Source organism: Flavobacteriales bacterium, from assembly GCA_013001705.1.
In the GTDB taxonomy this organism is placed as follows: Bacteria; Bacteroidota; Bacteroidia; order Flavobacteriales_D; family JABDKJ01; genus JABDLZ01.
The window spans coordinates 1-5,279 of sequence record JABDLZ010000288.1 but is presented as its reverse complement, the minus strand read 5'-3'; the positions used below and the strand labels follow the sequence as shown (position 1 = coordinate 5,279).

The window sequence follows — 5,279 nt, the reverse complement described above, 5'->3', positions numbered from 1 at the left end:
ATTCTATCGGGTGGATAAGAGTCCATCCCGTGATGTGGGGGGCTCTGGCCTTGGCCTATCTATCGTAAAACACATCATTGAGAGTCACGGTCAGTCCATCAATGCCAAAAGTGAGGTCGGCAAAGGTTCTACCTTCAGTTTCACCTTGCAGAAAGCGAAGAATTAGCAACGCGATTAGGCTAAATTTGCGCTTTCATCTAGAGGCGCATGAAGATTTCATACAACTGGCTCAAACAGTACATCGATACCGACCTTCCCGTGGAAGAAGTCGGACGAATACTCACCGATACCGGACTCGAAGTAGAGGGTATCGAGTCCTATGAATCCGTAAAAGGAGGACTCAAGGGATTCTGCTTAGGAGAGGTAAAAGAAGTGGCCCAACATCCGGATGCCGACAGGCTCAAGGTCACCAAGGTAGATGTTGGAAGAGATGAACTCCTTGATATCGTGTGCGGAGCACCCAATGTGGCCGAGGGCCAGAAAGTTGCTGTGGCCATGGTCGGTTGTGAGATACATATGCCGGACGGCAATTCTTTCAAGATAAAGAAATCCAAGATACGAGGAGCAGTTTCTGAGGGAATGCTCTGTGCAGAAGATGAGCTAGGTCTAGGCGAAGGACACGATGGTATCATGGTGCTTGATACAGACAAAGCCATTGGCACTCCCTTGTCCGAGGTGGTAGATATCTATCAAGATGATATCATTGAGATCGGCCTTACTCCCAATCGCTCGGATGCGATATCGCACATTGGAGTCGCGCGAGATCTAGCGGCTTTCTTGAATCAGTCCAGCACTACGCTGGTCCGCTGGCCTGAGGTCTCTATCCACACACAAGCGACCAAGTCCATCCAAGTCGAATTATCGGCCCCAGAGTCCTGTCCCAGATACACAGGACTTGAGCTAGAAGGTATCAAAGTAGGACCATCTCCAGATTGGTTGAAGAACGCCTTGAAGAGCATTGGACTTGGTCCGATCAACAATGTGGTGGACATCACCAATTATGTGATGCATGAGACCGGCCAACCCTTGCATGCATTCGACAAAGAGAAGATCGATGGAAATGTCATCAAGGTGCGCAAGGCCGAGAAAGGTGAGAAATTCGTCACGCTGGATGAGGTAGAAAGAGAACTGCATGAGGATGATCTCATGATAGCCGATGGAAGCACTTCGATGTGTATCGGAGGGGTATTCGGTGGACTGCATAGTGGAGTTTCTGAGGAGACTACGTCCATATTCTTGGAGAGCGCAGTCTTCGATCCTGTTTCCGTAAGGAAAAGCAATAAGCGCCATGGATTGAGTACGGACTCGGGATTCCGCTTTGAGCGTGGCGTGGACCCTAACAACCCCCTCTACGCGCTGCAAAGAGCTGCTGACCTTATCTGTAAGCTGACAGGAGCCCATGTGGCTTCCGAGATCACCGATCTCTATCCCCAGAAAGTGGAGCCTTTGGAATTGGATTTCGATGTGGACGCTTGTTTCAGTCTTATCGGTCAGGAGATCCCCTTGGACGAAGTGCGGTCCATCCTTCAATCGCTGGACATCGAGGTGCTGGCCACCAATGGCAACTTATGGAAGGTCCGCATACCTACGTATAGGGTGGATGTCACCCGGCAGGCCGATGTCGTAGAGGAGGTCCTGCGGATATACGGATTCAATCGGATCGAGATGCCAGAGCAGCTCAGGAACAGTATCGTCCATAATTCCGACCCGGATCGCCATGGAGCGCGCGAGAAGTTGAGTATCCTGCTCAATGGTATGGGATATACGGAGATCATGTGTAATAGCCTTTCCTCCGCTGATTACCCTTCCTTGCTCGCCAAGGGTGAGGATACGGCCGTGAGCATGCTCAACCCATTGAGTCAGGATCTGGCTGTACTCAGGCAGAGTCTTATGTGGGGTGCTTTGGAAAGTATTGCCTATAACCAGAATCGTCAAATGCCGGATATGAAGGGATTCGAATTCGGGTCCACTTATTTCAAGCAAGGCGATGGTTATGAGCAAAATGACCGCCTCTCGATCTTCCTGACAGGGGTTCGCGATGCGGAGAACTGGGACACCGAGACGCTCAAAAGCTCATACTACGACCTTTCCGCGGTGGTGACTGAGATATTATCCAGATTCGACCTCGAGGATACGGCACAGAGCGATGAGACCGATGAGCTTTATCAACAAGCAAGGTCTTGGACGCATAAAGGCAAGAGCATTGCCAAGGCAGGAATAGTCTCCCAGACCGTACTCAAGAAATTCGATGTGAAGCAGGCGGTATATTTTGCGGATATCGATTGGACCTACATCACCGCCCATATCCACGGCCGTAGGATGCAGGTGAGGGATATACCGAAGTTCCCAGCGGTCAGACGGGATTTCTCACTTCTCTTGGATAGCGGAGTGGAGTTCCAGCGGATAGAGGAATTGGCGGTGAAAAGCGCAGGGCCATTGCTCAAGGAAGTAGGTCTCTTCGATGTATACGAGGGCAAGAACCTACCAGAAGGTAAGAAATCCTATGCGGTATCATTTGTCATACAGGATGAGAACAAGACCTTGACCGATAAGGTGGTGGACAAGTTGATGAAGAAGATCCAGCAGCGCTTGGAGCAGGAATTAGGCGCTAGTTTGAGAGGTTGAACCTGGACTTGACTTACTCGATCATTATCTTTTCTGTGTAGTACTCACTTGATGAAGTAGATAGCACCAGAGTATATATTCCGCTATTGAGAGCAGCCAGATCCAGCGCTATGGTCGTTTCATATAGATTGTCAAATACCTGGTGCACCACTCGTTGACCATGCATATTGATGAGTTGGATCTCCGCTTTCTCCATTCCTTCGGGAAGAGAAATACTGAGGTGGTTTTCCGCAGGGTTGGGATATATACTCAGAGGGTCACCGAGCGTAGTCGAGGTGTCCCATAGTCCACTTGTCTGCTCACATCCCTGCCATTCTACATCACCACAGGCATCTATCTTGAGCAGCCAACCCCGTTGTCCAGATCCTACATTCCAATTGCTATACTCTCCTGCCAGAACATAGCCTCCATCGGATGTCTGTTCTATGTCAAAAGGCCTACTTAATTTATCATCTCCAAATGAATAGGCGTAATAATTGAACCACTCTTGATTGCCCATGGAGTCCAGTTTTAGAAGGAATGAAGATAGCTGAGGAAATCCTTGTGCACTCTCCTCACCCATGATCAAACATCCACCATCCGTTGTGGCGATAATCTTCTTAAGGTATCCATTTGCCATCTCATATTCGGTGAAATACTCTATCGTAGAAATGACTTCCTCATATATAATGTCGATTTCCAAAAGTTTGATCTTGGTCCAGAATTGCAGAGCAGATCCTGATTGTTCATACTGACTACTCACTGCTGCCAAGAGTCGTCCGTTCGTAGTACTACAGACTTCAAATCCGATTCGTGTACCGAAGCCGGTATCCTGATCCAGGTATTCCCATTCCCTGTCCCCATCGATGGGCGAGCATTTAGTGAGGTATCCGGAACGAGGGGAATCACCAGCCAGGTCCCGATAGCCTCCCACCAGATAATAGCCCTCATGCTCCACGATGGAGCCGTTACGATAGAAATTGCCACTGCCTTGGCGTAACACCTCATCCCAAATGATATCCCCATCATAGTCGACCTTGGTCAGCATGGTCCCTCTTTGAGTGCCATCTGCATTGAACTCCCCTACGACAACAATGCCATCCCCTACATCCATATTCCTTCGCATCAAGGTATATGGAGAGAAGTTATCGTACCGCTTGGTCCAGAGAGTATCCAGATTCTTATCGAACTTCCCAACCAGTCCACTTGTAATACTATCCGCTATTCCCACGGTCATATAAAAGGCGGTCTCATCGTCTGTCTTGACAAAAGAGGCTTTTGTACTGGACCAAAAAACCGGATAAGTGACCTGATATTCCTTCTCGAGGATCAAATTCCCTTCCAAATCGAATTTCCCCAACTTATATCGAAGACCATCTACAAAGTCGATAACACCACCAAAGGTGTAAATGGTATCATCGATCAACTCCACATTATAGTAGACATCGGCCAAGGTATCCGACACCCCACCTGCTATCTGATTGAAATAGGTGAATTGGCCTCTCAAGCAAAGGGAAGATACCAGAATGACTACTATGCCTATGGTCCGCATCATTTGACTATCTCGAATCCTTTTGTAAAGTGTTCATTATTCTCCATCTCCACTACAATAATATAGTGCCCAGCACTCAGCCCTTCCAAACTGATCATGGCCTGACCAACATCTGAACATCGTTTCTGCCTTACTAATATACCGCCATTATTGAAGATCAACAGGTGACCCCTCGCTCCATTTCTTCCTTGTACTTGAATGTTAAGGTCATCGATGGCCGGATTGGGATAGATCCTAAGCTGATTGTCCAGTTCCTTTTCATCCTGCTTAGACAAGTTTGTACTCCTTTCTTCTCTGATTTCCGAAGCAGGTACAACAGAGTTTGGAGATCGTGTTGGGCGCTAGTTTGAGAGGTTGAGTTACATTTAACCCATGACCAAGTCATTCGATACAGACAGCACACACGACTGGGAAGAACGGATACGTAAAGAACTTAAAGGAGCTCCTTTCGACCAGGTCATTTCGCAGACCGAGGATGGGATAGAGATACGGCCATTCTATCGCAAGACCGAGAATCGTACAACACTAGATACCGGACCCCAAAGTCCATGGCGCATCCACCAGGATTTCTCGGGGATAAGAGTTAAGAACGAACTGATCCTAGCATCACTTAAGGCAGGTGTGGATTCGATCTCCTTGACCTGTGAGGATCTGTCCAAAGACCTCCAAGACGTGATGGTCGATATCGTTCAGATAGAAATAGGTGGCGCTGACTTCCATATCCACTGGCCAGCATTTATCGAGTCCAAAGGATGGGATGAGAAGACATTGAAAGGAGGATATCTATTCGATCCATTTGGCGCACTATTGGTCACTGGAGAATATGACTCCGCCTCCTTTATCCCTGATATGGTCAAACTCTTTGCGGAGAGCACTTCGGATCAAGCGCATTGGAAGACCCTATCCTTAGAAGGAGATCGATATGCAACAGCGGGGGCTAGCCCAATACAGGAATTGGCCTTTACCCTGTCTCAGGTCAAAGCCTACTTGGATATAGACAGCAATTTGGCCTCGGACATGAGCATCAACCTCTCCGCGGATACTGCTTACTTCGAGACGGCATGTAAGTTCCGTGCCTTCCCCATTCTTTGGGCCAATCTCTTGAAAGCATACGGTCAGGAGC

General features: G+C 48.3%; 5 protein-coding genes. 3 read left to right on the top strand and 2 right to left on the bottom strand.

The window, feature by feature from the left end; genetic code table 11:
• Positions 1-166, top strand: a 166-nt coding sequence (locus HKN79_11440) for a sensor histidine kinase (protein ID NNC84180.1), incomplete at its 5' end; no start/stop codon positions are given.
• 41 nt (positions 167-207) lie between these two features.
• The gene (locus tag HKN79_11435) at positions 208-2,625 is read left to right on the top strand and encodes a phenylalanine--tRNA ligase subunit beta (protein NNC84179.1); all 2,418 of its coding nucleotides are present in this window, start codon (positions 208-210) and stop codon (positions 2,623-2,625) included.
• A gap of 13 nt (positions 2,626-2,638) precedes the next feature.
• On the opposite strand, the gene HKN79_11430 is transcribed toward HKN79_11435, so the two are convergent.
• Entirely contained in the window at positions 2,639-4,111 is a 1,473-nt protein-coding gene (locus tag HKN79_11430) for a T9SS type A sorting domain-containing protein (GenBank protein NNC84178.1), read from the bottom strand.
• A 44-nt stretch (positions 4,112-4,155) separates the two neighbouring features.
• Positions 4,156-4,431 (bottom strand): T9SS type A sorting domain-containing protein, encoded by a 276-nt coding sequence (locus HKN79_11425; protein NNC84177.1) that lies wholly within the window; start codon positions 4,429-4,431, stop codon positions 4,156-4,158.
• 97 nt (positions 4,432-4,528) lie between these two features.
• Between HKN79_11425 and HKN79_11420 the strand changes: the two genes are divergently transcribed.
• The coding region (locus tag HKN79_11420) for a hypothetical protein (GenBank protein NNC84176.1) at positions 4,529-5,279 on the top strand (751 nt) is incomplete at its 3' end.

Bases quoted from the DNA above. Each gene is read 5' to 3' on its own strand.
- HKN79_11435 (NNC84179.1), top strand. From the start codon at position 208: ATGAAGATTTCATACAACTGGCTCAAACAGTACATCGATACCGACCTT.